This window comes from Bradyrhizobium sp. MI1.3, assembly GCF_055811695.1.
Genome location: NZ_JBVVPQ010000313.1, coordinates 1 through 248 on the forward strand (window position 1 = coordinate 1; position 248 = coordinate 248).

The following is a 248-nucleotide window of genomic DNA, read 5'->3' on the forward strand; positions in this document are numbered from 1 at the left end:
CGTTGTCACTCGTAACGCCGGTCTGGGCGAGTTCGAGAATTGTGCTGTCCTCTCAAGTGCCGATGTTGATCAAGCCGCTAGGGATGTCATCCCGCTCCATAAAAAACACGCAGGCATCCGCGGGGATGTCCCGGGTTCTGTTGAATTTCTGAAGAGGTCGGCGTTGCCCAGCTTGAGCCGGTAGGCTCGGGGTGCTGATTCCACAAAGGAGAGCAACGCCATGACGAGAGATATCACACCGGCTGGTT

Annotated in this window: 1 protein-coding gene; it reads left to right on the top strand. The window is 56.5% G+C overall.

Annotation, left to right across the window (positions count from 1 at the left end; translation table 11 throughout):
* The coding region (locus AC0L3A_RS41145) for a hypothetical protein (protein ID WP_473256633.1) at nucleotides 1-184 on the top strand (184 nt) is incomplete at its 5' end.
* Nucleotides 185-248 lie beyond the last annotated feature (64 nt).